The following is an 18,625-nucleotide window of genomic DNA, read 5'->3' on the forward strand; positions in this document are numbered from 1 at the left end:
GGGTTGCGGCCGGCCAACGGAAGCGGTCCATGCTGGAATTCGACAATGTCTCCAAATCCTTCTGGACGGGAACGCAGCGCAAGGTGATCCTTGACCGCGCATCGTTTCGCGTCGATCTGGGCCGCTCGCTGGGTATTCTGGCCCCGAACGGAACCGGCAAGACCACGATCATCAACATGATGTGCGGTCTCGAACAACCGGATGAGGGGACGATCCGGCGCAATTGCCGGATATCGTTCCCGCTCGGATTTATGGGCGGCGTGGTCGGCAAGCATTCCGCCAATGAAAACGCCCGTTTCATCGCCCGCATCTACGGGCTCGACCCAGATTATGTCGCCGCCTTCGCGCGATGGCTGACCGATATCGATGAATATTTCGATATGCCGGTCGGCACCTATTCTTCGGGGATGCGGCAGCGTTTCGTGTTCTCGCTGCTGCTGGCGCTGGAATTCGACATCTATCTTATCGACGAGGGCATGCCGACCGCGACGGATGCCGAATTCAACCGCAAGGCCGGGCAGGTTCTGGAGGAACGGCTGAAAAGCTCGACCGTGGTCATCGTGTCGCATCAGCCGGAAATTCTGGAAAAATTCTGTCGCGAGGCCGCGGTGCTGCGCGATGGCAAGCTATACATCTTCGAGACGCTGGACGAGGCCAGGCAATATTATGACTACACCGCCTAGGGTGCGCATCTATCGCAGCAAGCGCCGCGACGCCGTGCTCGGCGTGCAGGGCGATGCCGGCCGCGAGGCCGCGCGAACCGCCGCTGCCGCCGAAAACAACGCCGCCGCCGGACCCGCGCCGCCCATCGATCAGGAACAGCAAATCTCGGCGATCCGGGCTGAGGGCCTGACCGGGCGACAGCTTCGTCTTGCCCGCCGAATCGCGGCGATGCACGGAATCGACGTCGCCTCGGACGAAGAGGCGGTGCTGGTGCTGCGCAATCGCGGCATCGACCCGTTCCATCGCTCTTCCCTCTCGAAGATCGTTGCGAATGCTGGCACGAGCGCCGCCGACGCGCAGATTGGAGAATCGGAGCCCCCGCGAGGCACGGGCAATCAGCTGGCATTGCTGCGCGAACCGAGGCTGCCCGGCGCCACCCGCCCCTTGGGTCAGATCACCCCTGCCCAGATCCCGGCGGATCGCGATGCCCTGCCCTCGCGAGAGGCGCTGACCGAACAGAGACGCGCCGCAGAGATCCTGCGCATCCAGCGCGATATCGCCCGAAGGCGGCGGATCAAGCAGTTCTGGCTGGCGGTGCGCCTGCTGTTGCTGGTCGGCATCCCGACCGCGATCGCCGGATGGTATTACTATGTCGTGGCGACGCCGCTTTACGAAACGCGGTCGCAATTCCTGATCCAGCAGGCTGACACCGCCTCGGTGGGCAGCGGCAACTCGATTCTTTCGGGCATCCAGCTGAATCCCGATTCGGTGGCGGTGCAAAGCTATCTGACCTCGAAAAACGCCATGCTGCGTCTTGATGACGAGATCGGCTTCAAGTCCGCCTTCCAGGATCCGGCTCTCGACCCGCTGCTGCGGCTGCCACCCGATGCGACCGATGACGACGCTTTCAAGACCTACAGCGATATGCTCAAGGTCGGCTATGACCCCACAGAGGGCGTTCTGGACATGGACGTGATCGCCCCCGATCCGGCGCTGAGCGAGGAATATTCCCGCGCGCTGATCCGTTATGCCGAGGGGATGGTGGACGACATGACCTCCCGCGTGCGCAGCGATCAGATGGCCGGGGCGCAGGAAAACTATGAAGAGGCAGAGCGGCGCGTCCGCGACGCCCAGGCCGAGGTTCAGGCGCTGCAGGAACAGATGGGCGTGCTGGATCCGCAATCCGAAAGCGGGCTGGTGATGAGCCGGATCGGCCAACTTCAGGGTGAGCTGACCAGCAAGCAGCTGGAACTGGCGCAGCTTCAGGCCAACGCGCAGCCGAATCCCAGTCGGGTCCAAGGGGTCGAGGGCGATATCGCCCGGCTGCGTGAACTGATCGCCGAAACCCGGTCCGAACTGACCGAGGGCAGCGATGCGCGCGGCTCTCTGGCCCAGGTCACCGGGCGGCTGCGCATTGCCGAGGCCGATCTGGAAACCCGGCAGGCGCTGCTCGCCTCGGCGGCGGAACAGCTTGAGATTGCGCGCGTCGAGGCGAATAAACAGGTCCGCTATCTCTCCCTGTCCGTGGCCCCGGTCGCCCCGCAAAATGCCACCTATCCGAAGGCCTTTTCGAATACGGTCGTGGCATTCCTGATCTTTCTCGCTATCTATCTGATGCTGTCACTGACAGCCTCCATTCTGCGGGAACAGGTATCGACATGACGCGCGTGACCATCGGAAATTTCGACTGCGGCAACGATCTGCCGCTCACCATCATCGCCGGGCCCTGCCAGCTGGAAACCCTGGACCACGCGCTGATGATCGGCGAAACGATGGCGAAGGCCTGTGAAGATGCGGGCGCGAATTACATCTTCAAGGCCAGCTATGACAAGGCGAACCGGACCTCGCTTAAAGGCCGCCGGGGCGTCGGGATGGATGAAGGGCTGCGCATGCTGGAGGATCTGCGTGACCGGCTCGGTTGTCCCGTGCTGACCGATGTGCATGACATCGAACAGGCGCGCGCCGCCGGGGCGGTGGCGGATGTGATCCAGATCCCGGCCTTTCTGTCACGCCAGACAGATCTGCTGATCGCGGCGGGCGAAACCGGTGCCGTGGTAAACATCAAGAAGGGCCAGTTTCTTGCCCCCTGGGACATGCCGAACGTCGTCGACAAGGTCGCCTCGACCGGGAACAACAAGATCCTCCTGACCGAGCGCGGGGCAAGCTTCGGCTATAACACGCTCGTCGCCGATATGCGCGCTCTGCCGATCATGGCGCGCACCGGCTATCCGGTCATTATGGATGCCACCCATTCGGTGCAGCAACCCGGCGGTCAGGGCGGCTCGTCCGGGGGGCAGCGCGAATTTGCCCCGGTGATGGCACGGGCCGCGGTTGCGATCGGCGTGGCGGGCGTGTTCATCGAGACCCATGAAGACCCCGATAACGCGCCCTCCGATGGGCCGAACATGATCCATCTGGACCGTATGCCCGCCCTTGTGTCGAGCCTGATGCAATTCGACCGGCTGGCGAAAGCCGACCCGGTCATGGCGAAATGACGCGCCCAGTCGCGCTTCTTCTGGCGATGATCCTGACGCTGGCGCCGATAGCCGTCATCGCGCAGGAGGATGCCAGCCGCCCCGAAGGCACCATCGCCGTCGCCGCCGACGATGCCAGCGACAGCGCCATTCGAAACCGGATCGAGGATATTCTGTCCGAGCTGGACGGATATGGCGATGTGGCGGTGGATGTCGAAGCCGGCATCGTGACGCTTGACGGCACCGCGCTTGATGGCGCCGCAGTGGATCGTCTGGACCGGCTCGTGGCCCGCGTCGATGGCGTGGTCGAGATCCAGAACCGGGTGCAGGAAAACACCGATCTTCGCGCCCGTCTTGAACCCGTGGCCGAGCGGTTCCGGGACCGTCTCGCGCAATCGGTCGCCTTCCTGCCGCTTCTGGCGGTGGCGGTGCTGGTGGCGCTGCTGATCGGCTGGGTCGGAAGCCTCGTCGCACGGCTGCGCCAACCGTGGGAGCGTCTGGCCCCCAACCCCTTCATCGCCGAGATCCTGCGCACCGCGATCCGCCTGGCCTTCTGGCTGGCGGCGGTTGTAATGGCGCTCGACATACTGGGCGCCTCGGCCCTGCTGGGCACATTTCTCGGCGCTGCCGGGATCATCGGGATCGCGCTCGGTTTCGCGGTGCGCGATACGGTGGAAAACTTCATCGCCTCGGTCATGCTGTCCCTGCGCCAACCCTTCCGCCCCAATGATCTGGTCGAGATCGAGGGCAATGAGGGCCGGGTGATCCGCCTGACCAGTCGCGCCACGACACTGCTGTCGCTCGACGGGAACAATATCCGGATCCCGAACTCCACCGTGTTCAAGGCGGTCATCACCAACTATACGCGTCACCCCGAGCGGCGCTTTATCTTTGATCTCGGTGTCGATGCGGAATCGAACCTCGCCGCGGTGCGCGAGCTGGGGCTGACCACGCTGGAAAGCCTGGACTTCGTTCTGCCCGCGCCGGAACCCGCCGTCTGGGTGCATGAGGTCGGCGATTCCAATGTCATCATGCGTTTCTCGGGCTGGGTCACCCAACAAGGGGCCGAGTTCAACAAGGCGCGCGGCGAGGCGATCCGGGTCTTGAAAGAAACGCTCGAAGCGGCGGGTTACGGACTGCCAGAGCCGATCTATCGCGTCCGGATGGAGGATATCACACCGCAGGATCCGGATGATGAGACAGCGACCATCACCGAGACGACGCCGAAACCCAACGACATGCAACCCAAAGCGCGAGAGATCACGCCGCCTCAGACCGACATCAAGCCCGACAAGGCTTTCGAACGCATGGTCGAGGCGAGCAAAAGGGACGGCGAGAAGAACCTGCTTTCCGAGCATGCGCCGCAGGAATGAAACCTCCGTCGGGATGTGCGGGGCCGGGACGCGCGGCGCTCCCCTCCGCTTCTAACGTCGAGCCTGCTGCATCCGCCGTGTAAGATGTGCGCATCGCGGCATATACGGGGCCGGCAGGTTTTTGTTCTCTGTGGGGAGAGGCGAAACCTTCACGAAGCTCCGGGGCCAGCGGCGGCGGCGCAGAGCGACCGCGTTTCTCCCACGGACCCCACTTTCAGAGAATCTCGCGCAGCCGCTCGACAGGGCGAACAAGCCGGGTGCCCTTGTCGGTCACCACGAAGGGCCGCTCCAGCAGTTGCGGATGGGCGAGGATCGCATCCAACAGCGCCGCGTCGCTCAACCCCGGATCGGCCAGTCCCAGCGAGTCATAGGGCGTGCCCCGCCGCCGCAGCAGACCACGCACGCCGAGCCCCGAATCGCGGGCCAGAGCGCGCAGCGTCTCCCGGCTGGGTGGCTCGGTGACATAGCGAACGATTTCTGGCTCGATCCCTGCCTCTTGCAGCGCAGCAAGAACCTTTCGCGAGGTTGCGCATTTCGGGTTATGGTAAATCGTCGCGGTCATGACGGGCTCCCGGATGGGCTGGGGGTGGAAGCAGGGCGCAGCATTGCCTATATGCTGGGGCAGCAGAACGGGATGGTATTTATGGATGACAATCTTCAGGAAGGCGAGCCGCTGATCCGGCCTTCAACCACCGAGCATCCGCTGTACGATCAGGTCGTCGAGGCCTGCCGTACGGTTTACGACCCTGAAATCCCGGTGAATATCTATGATCTCGGGTTGATCTACACGCTCGATATCGCCGATGACGGCAAGGTCGGGGTGGTGATGACGCTGACCGCCCCGGGCTGCCCCGTCGCCGGAGAGATGCCGGGCTGGGTCGCGGATGCGGTCGAGGCGGTGCCGGGTGTGCGTGAGGTCGATGTCGAAATGACCTTCCAGCCGCAATGGGGCATGGACATGATGTCCGAAGAGGCCCGGCTGGAACTCGGATTCATCTGAAGGCTTCGCCATGTTGATGCGCTGAGGCATAGCTTACGGGCTAAGTTCCGGCGCCGAGCAACCGGCATTACCAATGCGGCGGCCGCTGATCGGCCAGCGGAATGCCAGATCCCGACTCGGCTTCGCGCTCGGCCTCGCGATCCAACAGCATCCCCACCCGCGCCTGCAGCCGTGCGATCTCGCGGTCCTGCCGGGCCACCACCTCGGACAGCTCCTCCACCATGCGTGTGAGATGCGCGATCGCCTCTTCCAGCCTCTGCAACTTGTCCATTCCATCCATCTCCGCTAAGCCCACCCGCGAGACGGAGACAGGTTCCATGCCGCAGGACAAGAAGAAATCACCGCGCCCCAAGGCCCAGACGCCCAAGGGCTTCCGCGACTATTTCGGCGCTGAGGTGACCGAACGCAAGCAGATGCTGGACCGGATCGGCGAGATCTACCATCTGCACGGCTTCGAACCCCTGGAAAGCTCGGCTGTCGAGACGGTCGAGGCGTTGGGCAAGTTTCTCCCCGATGTGGATCGGCCCAATGCCGGCGTCTTCGCCTGGCAGGAGGAAGAGGTTCCGGGCGGCGGGTCGGGTGACTGGCTGGCGCTGCGCTATGACCTGACCGCGCCGCTCGCGCGGGTTGCGGCGCAATATCGCAACGACCTGCCGACCCCCTATCGCCGCTATGCGATGGGTCCGGTCTGGCGCAATGAAAAACCGGGTCCGGGCCGGTTCCGGCAGTTCTATCAATGCGATGCCGATACGGTTGGCAGCGCCTCGGTCGCGGCGGATGCGGAAATCTGCGCCATGCTCGCGGACGCGTTGGAAGGCGTCGGCATCGCGCGCGGCGACTATCTCGTGCGGATCAACAACCGCAAGGTGCTGAACGGGGTGCTGGAAGCGGCAGGCGTCGCGGGCGGCGACAAGGCCGATGATGTGCTGCGCCAGATCGACAAGTTCGACAAGGTCGGCGAAGACGGCGTGCTGGCGCTTCTGACCAAAGGCCGCAAGGACGACTCGGGCGCCTTCATCGACGGTGTCGGTCTGACGGAAGAACAGGCCGAACCGGTGCTGCGCTTCCTGACCTCGCGTGGCAAGGACAATGCCATGACGCTGATGAACCTGCGCACGGCGGTCGGCCCTTCGGCCATCGGCGCGGAAGGGGTCGAGGAACTGGCCCAGATCGCCGCGCTACTACGCGGGCTCGGCGTGGGCGAGGATCGCGCCATCATCGACCCTTCGGTCGTGCGCGGCCTCGGCTATTACACCGGCCCGGTCTTCGAGGCCGAGCTGACCTTTGAAATCCTCGACGAAAAGGGCCGCAAGCGGCAATTCGGCTCGGTCGCGGGCGGCGGGCGTTATGACGGTCTGGTCGAGCGTTTCACCGGCCAGAAGGTTCCCGCCACCGGGGTCAGCATCGGCGTCGACCGTCTGCTGGCCGCACTGCGGGCCAAGGGTCTGACCGGCGATGCGGCGCGCGGGCCGGTCATCGTCACCGTCATGGATCGCGACCGCATGGCCGAATATCACGCCATGGCCGCCGAACTGCGCGCCGCAGGCATCCGCGCCGAGGTCTATCTGGGCAATCCGAAGAATTTCGGCAACCAGTTGAAATATGCCGACAAGCGCGCCGCACCCATCGCCATCATTCAGGGCGGGGACGAGGCCGAACGCGGAGTCGTCCAGATCAAGGACCTGATCCTCGGCGCCATGCTGGCATCCGAGGCCAGCCACGAGGAATGGAAATCCCAGCCCGCCCAGACCGAGGCCAAGCGTGGCGATCTGGTCGCCGCGGTGCAGGAGATGCTGGCCAGATGGTAGGCAAATCGGCCAAGCAGCAGGCAGGCCAACGCCTGCTTGCGGCCTTCCGCGACGCCGGGGCGGCAGAGGTCGCGCCGGATATCCTGCTGGATGCCGCCACCCTGCTTGACCTTTACGGCGAAGACATCCGCGCCCGCGCCTATGTCACCACCGATCCCGTCCGGGGCGAGGTCGTGCTGCGTCCCGACTTCACCGTCCCGGTGGTGCAGATGCATATGCAGGACGGTGCCGAGCCCGCGCGCTATTGCTATCTGGGCGAGGTTTTCCGCAAGCAGGATCACGGCGATACCCGGCCCGAGAACCCGCGCGAGAACGAATACCTGCAAGCCGGGTTCGAGATCTTCGCCCGCGACAGCGAAGCCGATGCCGAAATCTTTGCGCTGTTTCACAGGCTGCTTTCCCCCTACGGGCTGACGGCGACGATGGGCGACATGGATATTCTTCTGGATGCGGTGCGCGCCCTGCCAGTCTCGGCCCCGCGCCGCACGGCGCTGCTGCATCACGTCTGGCGCCCGATCCGCTTCGCCCGGCTGCTGGCCCGCTTCTCCACGCCGGCCCAGCCGCGCGACCTGCCCGAAACCGACGCGCCCTGGACCGGGCTGCGCAGCGGCCCCGAGATGGAAGCGCGCATTGCGACGCTGAACGCCGAACCGGACGAGCCCCCGCTGCCCGCGACATGGGCCGACCGGCTGACCCGGCTTTTCGCCGTGGACGCCCCGGCCCCGGAGTCGCTCGACCAATTGCGCGGCCTCGCAGCCGAAATCCCCGAGATCGCCGAGGCGGTGGACCGCCTTGCCGAACGCCTGAACCAAATTGCGGCGCGCGGCGTCGATCCCGCGACGATCCGTTTCGCCGCCAGCCACGGGCGCGAGACGATGGAATATTACGACGGCATGACCTTCACCTTCACCGCCGATCATCCCGACTGGCCCCCTGTCGCCTCGGGCGGGCGCTATGACGCGCTGACCGCCCAGCTTGGACAGGGCCGCGCCATTCCGGCAGTCGGCGGCATCATCCGCCCCGGCCTGATCGCGGAACTGGAGGCGTCATGCTGAAGCTCGGCGTGCCGTCCAAGGGGCGGCTGATGGAAGACACGTTCGGCTGGTTCGCGGATCGCGGCATCACGCTCAGCCGCAGCGGCTCGGATCGCGAATATGCGGGCCGGATCGAAGGGGCGGATCTGACGCTCGTGCTGCTCTCAGCCGGGGAAATTCCACGAGAGCTCGCGGCGGGGCGGATCGATCTGGGCGTCACCGGCTCGGACCTCGTTCGCGAAAAACTCGCCGGCTGGCGCTCCGATGTGCGCGAGCTGACCGCGATGGGCTTCGGCCATGCCGATCTGATCCTCGCCGTGCCCACCTGCTGGCGAGACTGCGAAACCCTCGACGATTTCGCCGCCATCACCCGCCAGTTCCGCGAAACCCACGGCTTCCGCCTGCGCATCGCGACGAAATATCATCGCCTCGTCCGCGCCTTCCTGTCCGAGGCCGAGATCGCCGATTACCAGCTCGTCGACAGTCAGGGTGCGACCGAGGGCACCGTCGCCAATCTCACCGCAGAAGCGATTGCCGACATCACCAGCAGCGGCGCAACGCTGCGGGCCAACCACCTGAAGCAGTTGCCCGATGCGCTGATCCATGCGAGCCAGGCCACGCTGTTCGCCTCGCTGAAAGCCGATCAGGCCGGGATCGACCGGCTCGCGGCGCAGCTCGACGCAAACGCGCCTTCAACCTGACGGAAATATCCCGCGGGGTCCGGGGGCGCGCAGCCCCCGGCGCTTACCTCGCCGCGTCGAACACCGGTTTGTAGATCTTCTCCAGACGCGCCACCGCATCCGCCGGAGAGATCTCTTCCGATTCTCCTGTCCTGCGCGAGGTCAGCTCGACCTTGTTATTCTGCAGACCGCGCGGCCCCACCGTCACCCGCCAGGGTAGCCCGATCAGGTCCATCGTGGCGAATTTCGCCCCTGCGCGTTCGTCGCGGTCGTCATAGAGCACGTCGAACCCCTTTGCCTTCAGATCCCGATACAGCGCCTCACAGGCGCTATCCACCGAGGAATCGCCCTGTTTCAGATTGACGATGCCGACATGGAACGGCGTCACGCCCTCGGGCCAGATAATGCCCTTCTCGTCATGGCTGGCCTCGATGATCGCCCCGGCCAGGCGGCTGACGCCGATGCCGTGGCTGCCCATATGCACCGGGACGCGCTGCCCGTCTGGTCCGACCACGGTGGCGCCCATCGGTTCGGAATATTTGGTGCCGAAATAGAAAATCTGGCCGACCTCGATCCCGCGTGCGCTGCGGCGGCGCTCCTCGGGGATCTCGTTGAACTTCGCCTCGTCATGGGTTTCGTCGGTGCGAGCGTAACGGCTGGTGAATTCTTCCAGCACCGCCTGGCATTGCTCGACACTGTCATAGTCGATCTCACGGTCGCCGAATTTCAGCTCGGTGATTTCGCTGTCATAGAACACCTCCGACTCGCCAGTCTCGGCCAGCACGAGGAATTCATGCGTGTCATCCCCGCCGATCGGGCCGCTATCCGCGCGCATCGGGATCGCCTGAAGCCCCATGCGTTCATAGGTCCGCAGATAGGTCACCAGATGCCGGTTATAGGCGTGCAGCGCGTCCTCGCGCGAGAGGTCGAAATTATAGCCATCCTTCATCAGGAACTCGCGGCCCCGCATGACGCCGAAACGCGGGCGGACCTCGTCGCGGAATTTCCACTGGATGTGATACAGCGTCAGCGGCAGATCCTTGTAGCTGTTCACATGGCTGCGGAAGATGTCGGTGATCATCTCTTCATTGGTCGGACCATACAGCATGTCGCGTCCGTGGCGGTCGGTGATACGCAGCAACTCCTCGCCATAGGCATCATAGCGGCCGCTTTCGCGCCACAGATCCGCCGATTGCAGCGTCGGCATCAGCACCGGGATATGCCCGGCGCGCTGCTGTTCCTCATGCACGATCTGCTCGATCCGGCGCAGCACCTTCTGGCCCAGAGGCAGCCAGGAATAGATTCCCGCCGCCTGCTGCTTGATCATGCCGGCGCGCAGCATCAGCCGGTGACTGACGATCTGCGCCTCCTTGGGGTCTTCCTTGAGGACGGGCAGGAAATAACGCGACAGACGCATGGGCGGGCCTTCCGTAACGGGTTTCCGCGACGGTTAGCGGAAGCCCCTGCGCGGGGCAAGGGTGATGGCCGCGTTCGGCCTAGCGATTGCGGCCAATCGGCCCCAGATGGGTGTGTCCGAACCCGGCATCGGTCTTGAGGCCATAGCCCAGCATCCGGTCGAACCCCGCATGGCCCAGCCAGAGCGCAGCAAGGGCCATCATGCCCCCATTCCCGATGACGCTGCCCAGCATCAGCAGCATCAGTCCGAACGCATAGAGATGCACCAGGTTATAGACAGCCGCCCCGATCTTCGGCCCCCCGGCATAGCCCGCAAAGGCCAGATCCGGCGCAAAGAACAGCAGCAGCGCCAGCCACCAGGCAAAGCCGCCGCCGAGGGCGCTGTAGATCCAGATCCCGGCGAAAAAGACGACCGCGCCCTCGACGCGCTGCCAGATGACGACTCTGTTCATCGCTTTAACCTTTTGCCTTTCAGCTTCGCACGGTCTAATTCCTCTGCAACGAGAAGCATATACTGCGGAAGCTCCGCCATGACCGCCACTCCGCAATTTTCCGCCGACTTCAAACCGCAGAACGACACTGCCATCATTCTGGCCTGCGATGCGGCCTATCTGGCCTATGCAGCGATCCCGGCACTGCAGCTCGCCCGCGGCAAGCGCGACTACGATCTTCTGATCGGCGGACCGGTTCCGCTTGCGCTGCCGGCGCTGTTGCGCGAGGCCGGGATAGGCCATGTCGCGGCGGCGGACGCAACGCTCGTCGATGCGCTGCCCACCGATGCGCGGCGGTCGATCGCGACCTATATGGAGCTGTTCTGCGCCTCGGCCCTGCGCGGGATCTATCGCCGGATCCTCGTGCTCGACAGCGACGTGATTTTTCAGCGCGGCGATCCGGGGCGGCTTCTCTGCGCCGACATGCTCGGACATGCCGTTGCGGCGGTCCGTGACAACCGGCAATGGCGCTCGCCCCGGAGACGGGTGCGCGAGTTCCGGCAGCTCGGCCTGCCGGCGGCGCCCTATTTCAACGCGGGCGTGGTGATGATCGACACCGAGCGATGGGCAGAGGCGGATCTGAGCGCCCGTGCCGCCAGCTTCGCGCATGCGCATCTGGACAGGCTAGGCCGCGATCAGGCGCTGATGAACGGGATGCTGCACGGCGACTGGGCCGAGATCAGCCCCTTGTGGAACTGGCAGTTTACCTGGTCCTCGGCGCATCTGATGTCGATGGCGGATCCCTGCCTCGTGCATTTCATCGGGCCGCATAAGCCCTGGCTCGACAGCGCGGATGGGCGCATCCCGATGCGGCTTCGTGCCGATTACGCTGCGATCCTGCCACGGCATTTCCCAGATGCGCCGCGCGGCACGGCGCTGGAGCGCCGCCACTTGCCCGAGCGGCACGATCTCGGGAAATCGCTGTTCAAGCAGTGGCGCTCGTCTGGCGCGATGCTCGACTATCTGGGCCGCTTCCCGGATGAATATACGCTCCTAAAGCCCTGAACTAGATCCATTTATCAGCGATCCATTTCGCCGGAAGGTAGTAATGGCGGAGATGTTTTGAAACGCTCTCACGCCGCCGCCCGTCAAAAGTCGCCCTCAGATGGTCGCCGGGGCTGCGCAGCGGATCGTTCTTGGACCACTGGCCGAGCACGGCATCATCCGGGTTCAGATGGCCCGCGAAGATCACCACTTTCGTGCCACGCGGGATCCGCGGGGGCTGCACATAGTTCAGCGGAAATGGCGGGATGCAATGCATGCGGAAATGGCTTACCCATCCGCGCGGCCAGAACTTCACCCCGCCCGGCGCGTTATGGGTCACGAAGCGCTGCTCATAGCGGTATTTGTCGGCGAAGCCCTGCGGGTCCGAAAGAAATTTCTCGCGCATCGGTGCCAGCTTGCCGACCTTCATCCGATAGATCGAGGTCTGCGCCATACGCTCAAGCGGGGTGTTGGGGTTCTTCGCGGTGATGGTATCCGCAGGATCGCCATACTCGAAGAACGCGTCGAGACTGCCGGTCACGATCACGTCGAGATCCATGAACAGCACGGTCCCGGTGATATCGCCAAGATCGCCCCAGAGCTGCGATTTCGGCCATTTGCCGGGGGTGTTCCTCGGCATGACGAAATCCGGATCGGGCAGAGGCCGGGTCTCGATCGCGGGGTTCAGCCCCTCGGTGCTGTCGGTGAAGCAGATGACCCGGAACGGCGGGGTGATATTCTTCGCCACCATGTTATAGAAGCGATTGGCATAGTCGGGACCGTATTTCGCGCCCCATTTGATGCAGATGATCTGTTTCATGGCTCTTCTTTTGCCGGTGTTTCGGCAATGCGGCAAGAGCTGTTGACTCTGCCCGCCACCGCGCTATAAGCGCCGCTTCATTGGTGTTGGGGGCCCTCGCAAGAGGATGCCTGTCGCCCTTCGGGGAAAGGACAACGCCCTTTTGAAACAGCAAAAGGAGATCAGCGGTGAGCAAACGCACCTCTGCCAAGTATAAGATCGACCGCCGCATGGGCGAAAACATCTGGGGCCGCGCCAAGTCCCCGGTCAACCGCCGCGAATACGGCCCCGGCCAGCACGGTCAGCGCCGCAAGGGCAAGATGTCCGATTTCGGCACCCAGCTGCGCGCCAAGCAGAAGCTGAAGGGTTACTACGGCGACCTGACCGAAAAGCAGTTCCGCCGCATCTATGCCGAGGCCGAGCGGGTCAAGGGCGACACCAGCGAAAACCTGATCGGCCTGCTCGAGCGCCGTCTGGACGCTGTCGTCTATCGCGCCAAGTTCGTGCCGACCATCTTCGCCGCGCGCCAGTTCGTGAACCACGGCCATATCGAAGTGAACGGCCAGAAGGTCAACATCGCCTCGTATCGCGTCAAGGAAGGCGATGTGGTTTCGGTCCGCGAGCGTTCGCGCCAGCTGGCCATCGTGCTGGAAGCCGTGCAACTGCCCGAGCGTGATGTGCCGGATTATCTGGAAGTCGACCACAACAAGATGACCGCGAGCTTCGTGCGGACGCCGGCTCTGGGTGACGTGCCCTATGCCGTGCAGATGGAGCCGAACCTGGTCGTCGAATTCTACGCAAAGAACTGATCTTCGCCGCATCGGATTTGCAGGGGCCGTCCTTCGGGGCGGCCTTTTTGCATTATTGGTGTGGCCGGACCGGGGCGCTGCCCCGGACCCCAGGATATTTCGGTCAGGATGAAGAGGCGCCGCCGCAAGCAACTGCGACGGCGTTCGGCATCTGCACCCGTGCGGATCAGGCTGTCGCCGGGAAGTTCTGTCTTACTTCTTCTCTTTCAGCGCGGCGAGCACCGCGAAGGGATTGTCCGGATCCACAGGCTTTTCCGAGCGGGGCGGACGGGCGCTGAAATTCTTCGGCTTGTCGCCGCGGTCATTCTTGCCGCGTCCCGGTTTGCCGCCTTTGGGTTTGCCGCCACCTTTGGGACGGTCGCCGCGCGGCTTGCCCTGACGGTGATCGCCATCGGCGCGTGCATTCTGGCGACGCGCACCGCCCTGACCGCGCGGGCCGCGCTGCTTGGGCACCCAGCGGAAGGTATAGAAAACCTCCATCTCCGTCTCGGCGGGGGTTTCCCCGGTGGCGGTGGCGCTGTCATCGGCAGCGGTTTCGCCCGTGGCCATGTCAGAGCTGGCAGCCTCGGCGGCAGCGGCCTCCGCCTTTTTCTTCTCGGCCTGTTCGGATTCCCATTTCGCCCGGGTTTCCGCGGCGAGAACCGATTCCTCTTCGGTCATCGGATGCTCGCCCTCAGCCTCGGCCACCGTGGCCGGTTCCGGCGCAGCCTGCGGCGCGGTGTCAGGCTTGACCTTCACCCTCTCGCCCTTTTCGGCGGCGTAACCCAGGCCTTCCATCAGCCCGGCGAACTGGTCCAGCGTCATGCCGGTGATCGACAGCATGTCGGCGTTCGCCTCGAACCCGCCGCGCGTATCCTGGGTGCGCAGCATATCGGCGAGCCGTTCCAGCATGTCGATGCGGATCGCCCGGTCGCCCGCCGGACGATAGCCCGAGAGCGTATAGGCTGACGCGGGAACTTCGGGCAGGTTCGGGATCGTCACCAACCCCGGAGGCGGGCTTTCGGGGAATTCGGACAAGCCTTCCCAAAGCCCCGACAGCACAAGCCGCAACCGCGTCGGGGCGGGCTTCAGCAAAGCAGGCATGAAGATGGTGAACTGACCGAAGCGCACGCCATGCTTGCGCAGGCTGCCCCGCGCCTCCTGATCGAGTTCCTTGACCTCGGCGGCGACCTCTTCGCGGCGGATCAGACCGAGATTCTCGACCAGACGGAAGGCAAAGCCACGGGCCAGCCCGGTCAGGGTCTCGTCCCGGCTCATCGCCTGAAGAGGTTCGAACAGCGACGCGATCTTGCGGTCGATGAAATGCTGAAGGCGTCGGCGCACCTTGTCGGCGATATCCTGCCCAGCTTCCTCGTCGACGAAAGCCTCGACACCCGGCTTCATCGGCTCGGCGCCTTTGACCAGCTTGCCGACAGCGGTGTCGCCCCACATCAGACCGCCTTGTTCGGTAAAGTCCAGCTCGGTGTCGGGCGCGTTATAGAGACGGTCGGCGCGCAGATGGAATTCGGGCCGCAGCGCCTCATAGGCGGCGCGGTTCAGCATCCGCGCCTCGTCGGAATTCTGGGTTTCGTCCGCGCGGAAGCGGAATCCTTCCAGCCGACCGGCGAATTCGCCCTCGACGCTGACTTCACCCTTGTCGTTCACCTCGGCCACGAGGGTCTCCTTCTGCTTGAGCCGGCGCATCAGCACGGATGTGCGCCGGTCCACAAATCGTTGCGTCAGCGCGGCGTGCAGCGCGTCCGACAGGCGGTCTTCTACAGTGCGCGTCGCCTCGCGCCAATACGATTCATCCGCGACCCATCCGCTGCGCTGCGCCACATAGGTCCAGGTCCGGATAAAAGCGAGGCGCTTCGACAACGCGTCGATATCGCCCTGGGTTCGGTCGATTCGGTCGATGGCACGGGCCAGCCAGTCATCGGGGATCGGCCCGTCCTGCAGGAAGGTGAAGATGCGCAGCAACAGGCTGGTGTGTTCCGCAGGCGAGATCGAGCGGAAATCGGGGATGCGGCAGACATTCCAGAGCAGGCGCACATCCGGCCCGGTGGTCACGCGGTCGCGGATCTCGGGCAGGTCGCGCAGGGATTTCAGCGCCGAGAGGTCATCCGCCTCGCGTCCGCGAACCAGCAATTCGTGATCCGGCGACGCCTCGAGACTGGCAACCAGCCGGTCCATGCTGCCGAATTCCAGCCTCGGATTGCGCCACATCAGCCGGCTGATCGGGGCAAAGCGATGATTCTCGATGGCGTCGATCAGCCCCTCATCCAGAGGCCCGGCCTCGCCGGTGACGCCGAATGTGCCGGGTTCCGTATGCCGCCCCGCGCGGCCCGCGATCTGGCCCAGCTCATGCGGGAAAAGCGGCCGCATCCGGCGCCCGTCGAATTTGACCGTCGAGGCGAAGCCGACATGGCGAATATCGAGATTGAGCCCCATGCCGATGGCATCCGTCGCCACGAGATGATCGACCTCGCCCGATTGATACATCGCCACCTGCGCATTGCGCGTCCGCGGCGACAGCGCCCCCATCACCACCGCAGCACCGCCCTTCTGGCGGCGCAGCAGCTCGGCAATGGCATAGACGTCATCGACCGAGAAACCGACAATCGCCGAACGCGCGGGCATCCGACTGATCTTCCGCGTCCCGGCCCAGCTCAGAGTCGAGAACCGGTCGCGCCGCATGAACTGCACCCTGTCCAGAAGTGCCGCGATGGCCGGGCGCATCGTGTCAGACCCCAGAAGCAGAGTCTCGTGATGGCCCCGCGCATGCAGCAGCCGGTCGGTGAACACATGGCCGCGCTGCGGATCTGCGGCAAGCTGGATCTCGTCCACCGCGACGAAATCGGCGGCGATCTCGGGCATGGCTTCTGTGGTGGCGACCCAGTATTGCGCACGGGTCGGAACGATCCGCTCTTCCCCGGTCACCAGAGCCACGACAGAGGGGCCGCGCGCCGCGACGATCCGGTCATAGACCTCTCGCGCCAGCAGGCGCAGCGGCAGACCGATCACGCCGGTCCGGTGCGCAAGCATCCGTTCGATCGCGTAATGCGTCTTGCCGGTATTGGTCGGGCCAAGCACGGCCGTGATGCGTGACATGAATGCCCTTCCGTCTCAGCCGTCAGATGTTGGTGCCATTATCCTCGGCGTCAAGCCGGGCGGCGGCATCTATGGCATCCTGCTGGTGCGGATGGATCTCGAGAGAGCGGCGCAGCGCCTCGATCGCGGCATCCGTGCGGCCAAGCTCTTCCAGCATGGCGGCAAGCTGGTTCAGCGCCAGATATTGCTTCGGCTCGATCTCGAGCGCGCGGGCCAGATCGGCGGCGGCAGGCCCCGCATCGCCGTTCAGCCAATAGGCCAGCCCGCGCAGCTGATAGCCCATGGCGTGATCCGGCGCGTGATCGACAAGCGCAGTCAGATGGCCGATGGCGGCAGGCACATCGCCCTCATCAAGCGCCGTCTCGCCGCGCGTCTGGATCATGTTCAGCGCCTCCGAGCCGGTATCGGCCCAGCCATCTAGGATGCGGGTCTCGGCCTCCATCCACGCATCGCCCCGCTCCGCGGCCAGGGTTTCGAACAAAGCGGGGTCGACAGGTTCAGCAATTGCTTGCGCCGCGACGAATGCGGTGGCAAATGCCGTGACGGCACGATGGAAATACGGGACGCGCCTTCTCATATAGGCGTTCTAACCCGACTTGCTGGCGCTCTGCCAGTCAACTTTACGGAGGACATCATGAGCAATGTAGTCAACGCCGCGGTCGACGCGCTGAATGCCAAGCTTGGCAGCTTCGATGACGGCACCGCGAAATTCGTGATCGAGGATGAGGGCGCGATCATGATCGATTCCGACGGCGCCCGCGCCGCCGATGACGCCGCTGAATCCGAGGTGACGCTCACCGCCAGCCGCGAAACCTTCGAGGGAATGCTGAACGGCGATGTCAATCCGACCACCGCCTTCATGACCGGCAAGCTGAAGGTCGACGGAAATATGGGCCTGGCGATGAAGCTTGGCTCGGCACTCGCCTGATCGGCGGCAATCTGCCCCTGCAAAGCCCAGATGACCTTCGAGCCAGCATCATGACCCTCTCGCCTGCCCCGTTTCACCAGTTCGCCGACACGCAGGAACCTCCCGCCGAAGCCTATTGGCTGCGCACGGATGACGATGTTCGGCTGCGCGTCGCGCTCTGGCGGGCCGAGGCGGCAGAGGGCACCGTGCTGCTGTTCCCGGGCCGGACCGAATATGTCGAGAAATACGCCCCCGTCGCGCTGTTTCTGAATGCGGCGGGGCTCGACGTGCTGGCCATCGACTGGCGTGGTCAGGGCTGCGCCGATCGGTTGCAGGATAATCCTCGCCCCGGTCACGCGCTCGAATTCGCGCATTACCAGCTCGACGTGATCGCCATGATCGAGACCGCGACCGAACTGTCCCTGCCCCAGCCCTGGCATCTGCTGGCGCATTCGATGGGTGGCGGGATCGGGCTTGCGGCGCTGATGAACGGCCTTCCGGTCCAGAGCGCGACCTTTTCTGCGCCGATGTGGGGGATCAACCATTCCCCGATGCCGCGTGCGTTCGCCGCGGCATTCGCGTCAATCGCCGGACGGATCGGTCAGGGTGGCCGCGCCGCCTTCGGCACTGGCGGCGATGGCACCTATGTGCTGGACGAGCCGTTCCGCAACAATCTGCTGACCGGCGATGCGGATGCCTGGGCCCGTCTGGTGCGCGAAGCCGCCGAATGGCCCGAGCTGACGCTCGGCGGGGCGAGCTATGGCTGGGTGCGCACTGCGCTCGACGAATGCCAGCGCATGGCGGACGACGCCTCACCCGACATTCCGATGCTGGTTTCCGTCGGCTCGCATGAACTCGTCGTCTCGCCCGAGGCCATCCGTCAGCGCGCCGCCTCCTGGCCCGGCAGCCGCTTGCTGGAAATCGAGGGCGGCAATCACGAGGTGATGTTCGAGACGCCAGAGCGGCAGGCCCGCTTTTTCGCAGCGTTTCTGGACCATATCGGGGCGTCCCTCCCCACCGCCGAGCATCGCGGCGAAACCGCGCCGCAACAGGCCCAAGCCGCCATCGGGGGTTGAACCGCCCCGCCCCAGGCGGCA

Annotated in this window: 19 protein-coding genes; 12 read left to right on the forward strand and 7 right to left on the reverse strand. The window is 64.6% G+C overall.

Going from position 1 to position 18,625, the window contains the following annotated elements; genetic code table 11:
• Positions 1 to 29: 29 nt before the first annotated feature.
• From PAF18_RS08350 to PAF18_RS08365, 4 genes are read left to right on the forward strand one after another with little or no spacing between them, the layout of a single operon-like run.
• Complete coding sequence (locus PAF18_RS08350; protein WP_271115298.1) at positions 30 to 683, forward strand: ABC transporter ATP-binding protein; 654 nt, start codon at positions 30 to 32, stop codon at positions 681 to 683.
• Positions 667 to 2,325 carry a KpsE/RkpR family capsule polysaccharide export protein gene (locus PAF18_RS08355; protein ID WP_271115299.1) on the forward strand — a complete coding sequence of 553 codons (1,659 nt, stop codon included), beginning with the start codon at positions 667 to 669 and terminating at the stop codon, positions 2,323 to 2,325. Before PAF18_RS08350 ends, PAF18_RS08355 begins: the two co-directional genes overlap by 17 nt.
• Entirely contained in the window at positions 2,322 to 3,158 is an 837-nt protein-coding gene (gene kdsA, locus PAF18_RS08360; RefSeq protein ID WP_271115300.1) for a 3-deoxy-8-phosphooctulonate synthase, read from the forward strand. The genes PAF18_RS08355 and kdsA overlap by 4 nt, the downstream gene beginning before the upstream one ends.
• Positions 3,155 to 4,510 carry a mechanosensitive ion channel family protein gene (locus tag PAF18_RS08365; RefSeq protein ID WP_271115301.1) on the forward strand — a complete coding sequence of 452 codons (1,356 nt, stop codon included), beginning with the start codon at positions 3,155 to 3,157 and terminating at the stop codon, positions 4,508 to 4,510. The genes kdsA and PAF18_RS08365 overlap by 4 nt, the downstream gene beginning before the upstream one ends.
• A gap of 214 nt (positions 4,511 to 4,724) precedes the next feature.
• On the opposite strand, the gene arsC is transcribed toward PAF18_RS08365, so the two are convergent.
• Entirely contained in the window at positions 4,725 to 5,072 is a 348-nt protein-coding gene (arsC, locus tag PAF18_RS08370; protein WP_271115302.1) for an arsenate reductase (glutaredoxin), read from the reverse strand.
• Positions 5,073 to 5,153: 81 nt separating this feature from the next.
• On the opposite strand from arsC, the gene PAF18_RS08375 reads away from it, so the two are divergent.
• A complete protein-coding gene (locus tag PAF18_RS08375) occupies positions 5,154 to 5,510 on the forward strand; it encodes an SUF system Fe-S cluster assembly protein (RefSeq protein ID WP_271118084.1) in 357 nt (118 codons plus the stop codon).
• Between the two features lie 67 nt (positions 5,511 to 5,577).
• Here the strand turns inward: PAF18_RS08375 and PAF18_RS08380 are convergent, their stop codons facing one another.
• The gene (locus tag PAF18_RS08380) at positions 5,578 to 5,781 is read right to left on the reverse strand and encodes a SlyX family protein (RefSeq protein WP_434802207.1); all 204 of its coding nucleotides are present in this window, start codon (positions 5,779 to 5,781) and stop codon (positions 5,578 to 5,580) included.
• A 46-nt stretch (positions 5,782 to 5,827) separates the two neighbouring features.
• Here PAF18_RS08380 and hisS point away from each other — a divergent pair, with 46 nt between their 5' ends.
• From hisS to hisG, 3 genes are read left to right on the forward strand one after another with little or no spacing between them, the layout of a single operon-like run.
• Positions 5,828 to 7,318: a histidine--tRNA ligase gene (hisS, locus tag PAF18_RS08385; RefSeq protein ID WP_271115304.1), complete on the forward strand. Its 1,491-nt coding sequence runs from the start codon at positions 5,828 to 5,830 to the stop codon at positions 7,316 to 7,318.
• Complete coding sequence (locus PAF18_RS08390) at positions 7,312 to 8,373, forward strand: ATP phosphoribosyltransferase regulatory subunit (RefSeq protein ID WP_271115305.1); 1,062 nt, start codon at positions 7,312 to 7,314, stop codon at positions 8,371 to 8,373. Before hisS ends, PAF18_RS08390 begins: the two co-directional genes overlap by 7 nt.
• On the forward strand, positions 8,367 to 9,053 hold the full coding sequence (gene hisG, locus PAF18_RS08395) for an ATP phosphoribosyltransferase (protein ID WP_271115306.1): 687 nt from the start codon (positions 8,367 to 8,369) through the stop codon (positions 9,051 to 9,053). Before PAF18_RS08390 ends, hisG begins: the two co-directional genes overlap by 7 nt.
• A gap of 43 nt (positions 9,054 to 9,096) precedes the next feature.
• On the opposite strand, the gene proS is transcribed toward hisG, so the two are convergent.
• The gene (proS, locus tag PAF18_RS08400) at positions 9,097 to 10,449 is read right to left on the reverse strand and encodes a proline--tRNA ligase (protein ID WP_271115307.1); all 1,353 of its coding nucleotides are present in this window, start codon (positions 10,447 to 10,449) and stop codon (positions 9,097 to 9,099) included.
• Positions 10,450 to 10,528: 79 nt separating this feature from the next.
• Positions 10,529 to 10,900 carry a DUF4260 domain-containing protein gene (locus PAF18_RS08405; RefSeq protein ID WP_271115308.1) on the reverse strand — a complete coding sequence of 124 codons (372 nt, stop codon included), beginning with the start codon at positions 10,898 to 10,900 and terminating at the stop codon, positions 10,529 to 10,531.
• A gap of 78 nt (positions 10,901 to 10,978) precedes the next feature.
• Here PAF18_RS08405 and PAF18_RS08410 point away from each other — a divergent pair, with 78 nt between their 5' ends.
• A complete protein-coding gene (locus tag PAF18_RS08410) occupies positions 10,979 to 11,944 on the forward strand; it encodes a glycosyltransferase family 8 protein (RefSeq protein ID WP_271115309.1) in 966 nt (321 codons plus the stop codon).
• 1 nt (position 11,945) lies between these two features.
• On the opposite strand, the gene PAF18_RS08415 is transcribed toward PAF18_RS08410, so the two are convergent.
• Positions 11,946 to 12,743, reverse strand: coding sequence for a glycosyl transferase (locus PAF18_RS08415; protein ID WP_271115310.1), 798 nt, complete (start codon positions 12,741 to 12,743; stop codon positions 11,946 to 11,948).
• 167 nt (positions 12,744 to 12,910) lie between these two features.
• Between PAF18_RS08415 and rpsD the strand changes: the two genes are divergently transcribed.
• On the forward strand, positions 12,911 to 13,531 hold the full coding sequence (rpsD, locus tag PAF18_RS08420; protein WP_271115311.1) for a 30S ribosomal protein S4: 621 nt from the start codon (positions 12,911 to 12,913) through the stop codon (positions 13,529 to 13,531).
• A 192-nt stretch (positions 13,532 to 13,723) separates the two neighbouring features.
• On the opposite strand, the gene PAF18_RS08425 is transcribed toward rpsD, so the two are convergent.
• Positions 13,724 to 16,621 (reverse strand): helicase-related protein, encoded by a 2,898-nt coding sequence (locus PAF18_RS08425; RefSeq protein WP_271115312.1) that lies wholly within the window; start codon positions 16,619 to 16,621, stop codon positions 13,724 to 13,726.
• Positions 16,622 to 16,643: 22 nt separating this feature from the next.
• On the reverse strand, positions 16,644 to 17,198 hold the full coding sequence (locus PAF18_RS08430) for a tetratricopeptide repeat protein (protein WP_271115313.1): 555 nt from the start codon (positions 17,196 to 17,198) through the stop codon (positions 16,644 to 16,646).
• Positions 17,199 to 17,255: 57 nt separating this feature from the next.
• On the opposite strand from PAF18_RS08430, the gene PAF18_RS08435 reads away from it, so the two are divergent.
• A complete protein-coding gene (locus PAF18_RS08435) occupies positions 17,256 to 17,549 on the forward strand; it encodes an SCP2 sterol-binding domain-containing protein (RefSeq protein WP_271115314.1) in 294 nt (97 codons plus the stop codon).
• A 50-nt stretch (positions 17,550 to 17,599) separates the two neighbouring features.
• A complete protein-coding gene (locus PAF18_RS08440) occupies positions 17,600 to 18,604 on the forward strand; it encodes an alpha/beta fold hydrolase (protein ID WP_271115315.1) in 1,005 nt (334 codons plus the stop codon).
• Positions 18,605 to 18,625 lie beyond the last annotated feature (21 nt).

Source organism: Paracoccus sediminicola, assembly GCF_027912835.1.
Classification (GTDB): domain Bacteria; phylum Pseudomonadota; class Alphaproteobacteria; order Rhodobacterales; family Rhodobacteraceae; genus Paracoccus; species Paracoccus sediminicola.

Excerpts from the sequence above, each read along its gene's own strand:
- PAF18_RS08350 (WP_271115298.1), top strand. The coding sequence starts at position 30 with ATGCTGGAATTCGACAATGTCTCCAAATCCTTCTGGACGGGAACGCAG.
- PAF18_RS08355 (WP_271115299.1), top strand. The coding sequence starts at position 667 with ATGACTACACCGCCTAGGGTGCGCATCTATCGCAGCAAGCGCCGCGAC.
- kdsA (WP_271115300.1), top strand. The coding sequence starts at position 2,322 with ATGACGCGCGTGACCATCGGAAATTTCGACTGCGGCAACGATCTGCCG.
- PAF18_RS08365 (WP_271115301.1), top strand. The coding sequence starts at position 3,155 with ATGACGCGCCCAGTCGCGCTTCTTCTGGCGATGATCCTGACGCTGGCG.
- arsC (WP_271115302.1), bottom strand. The coding sequence starts at position 5,072 with ATGACCGCGACGATTTACCATAACCCGAAATGCGCAACCTCGCGAAAG.
- PAF18_RS08375 (WP_271118084.1), top strand. The coding sequence starts at position 5,154 with ATGGATGACAATCTTCAGGAAGGCGAGCCGCTGATCCGGCCTTCAACC.
- PAF18_RS08380 (WP_434802207.1), bottom strand. The coding sequence starts at position 5,781 with ATGGACAAGTTGCAGAGGCTGGAAGAGGCGATCGCGCATCTCACACGC.
- hisS (WP_271115304.1), top strand. The coding sequence starts at position 5,828 with ATGCCGCAGGACAAGAAGAAATCACCGCGCCCCAAGGCCCAGACGCCC.
- PAF18_RS08390 (WP_271115305.1), top strand. The coding sequence starts at position 7,312 with ATGGTAGGCAAATCGGCCAAGCAGCAGGCAGGCCAACGCCTGCTTGCG.
- hisG (WP_271115306.1), top strand. The coding sequence starts at position 8,367 with ATGCTGAAGCTCGGCGTGCCGTCCAAGGGGCGGCTGATGGAAGACACG.
- proS (WP_271115307.1), bottom strand. The coding sequence starts at position 10,449 with ATGCGTCTGTCGCGTTATTTCCTGCCCGTCCTCAAGGAAGACCCCAAG.
- PAF18_RS08405 (WP_271115308.1), bottom strand. The coding sequence starts at position 10,900 with ATGAACAGAGTCGTCATCTGGCAGCGCGTCGAGGGCGCGGTCGTCTTT.
- PAF18_RS08410 (WP_271115309.1), top strand. The coding sequence starts at position 10,979 with ATGACCGCCACTCCGCAATTTTCCGCCGACTTCAAACCGCAGAACGAC.
- PAF18_RS08415 (WP_271115310.1), bottom strand. The coding sequence starts at position 12,743 with ATGAAACAGATCATCTGCATCAAATGGGGCGCGAAATACGGTCCCGAC.
- PAF18_RS08425 (WP_271115312.1), bottom strand. The coding sequence starts at position 16,621 with ATGTCACGCATCACGGCCGTGCTTGGCCCGACCAATACCGGCAAGACG.
- PAF18_RS08430 (WP_271115313.1), bottom strand. The coding sequence starts at position 17,198 with ATGAGAAGGCGCGTCCCGTATTTCCATCGTGCCGTCACGGCATTTGCC.
- PAF18_RS08435 (WP_271115314.1), top strand. The coding sequence starts at position 17,256 with ATGAGCAATGTAGTCAACGCCGCGGTCGACGCGCTGAATGCCAAGCTT.
- PAF18_RS08440 (WP_271115315.1), top strand. The coding sequence starts at position 17,600 with ATGACCCTCTCGCCTGCCCCGTTTCACCAGTTCGCCGACACGCAGGAA.